The sequence below is a fragment of the Vibrio sp. 10N.261.51.C6 genome, assembly GCF_041471785.1.
GTDB classification, from domain to species: domain Bacteria; phylum Pseudomonadota; class Gammaproteobacteria; order Enterobacterales; family Vibrionaceae; genus Vibrio; species Vibrio crassostreae_C.
Map to the genome: position 1 here is coordinate 1 of NZ_JBFRPB010000113.1, position 957 is coordinate 957.

General features: G+C 49.9%; 1 protein-coding gene. It reads right to left on the reverse strand.

Translation table 11 applies throughout. The annotated features are described in order from the left end of the window. Positions 1-32 precede the first annotated feature (32 nt). Positions 33-957 (reverse strand): IS66 family transposase (tnpC, locus tag AB4375_RS21275; RefSeq protein WP_372052479.1); only part of this gene is annotated, 925 nt, incomplete at its 5' end.

A 957-nucleotide genomic window follows, 5' to 3' on the forward strand; every position in this document is an offset into this window, starting at 1 on the left:
GTATCCGCCCCATGAACCCACGGGGCGACTTGTCAGTGTTTGAAGTTCCAAGGTAGGAGTGCGTCGATATCAGGCTCTGCTTTCGCGAGCTCTTTCATGCACTTGACCATGTAGTCGTAGAGGATAAGACCGTTGGCTTTCGCGGTCTCGATGATGCTGTAAAGCATCGCGCTCGCCTCAGCACCATTTGGTGTGTTAGAGAACAGCCAATTTTTTCTGCCAATGACCAGTGGTTTAATTGCACGTTCAGCGCGATTATTATCGATAGATAAGTGACCATCGTCGATATAACGAATGAGCTTTGGCCATTGCCCGAGCGTGTACTTTATCGCTTTACCTAGTGGGCTAGAGCCTATCACCTTCTGGGTTGTCATCCATTGGTAAAGCTCATCCAGTATCGGCTTGGCATACGCTTGACGCTCTGCTTTTCGCTCTTCGGCAGGCGCACCTTTTAAGCGTGATTCTATCCCGTAGAGTTTTGGGATTTTAGCCAGCGCTTTATCAGCCTTGCCCGATTTACCTTTCCCTTGAAGCTTTTTAGCATCCATGAACTTGCGACGAGCATGCGCTAAGCACCCTACCTTGGTGACGTGATGAAGTCCATCATAAGCCGCGTAGCCATCGGTTTGTAGATAACCGTTGTAGTCACCTAAAAAGTCCACGGGACACGCCCTCGCGCGACTGTTTTGATAGTCGTACAAGGCAATATTTTTCACATTCGGCAGTGCCGCTTCGGGTGAGTCAGCGCCTGAGCAGTAGAGCCACATATAACACTTCTTCTCTTCTTTGAGCACATTGAGCGGCGTTTCATCCGCTTGAACCACCACTTGTTGAAGTAGGTGCTCTTTCAAGGCGGCATACAGCGGGGCGAACTTCTCACTGACTTGGATGACCCACCTAGCCATGGTGGTACGTGATAGCTCGATACCCGACTGGTTAAACAGCGATTCTTGACGA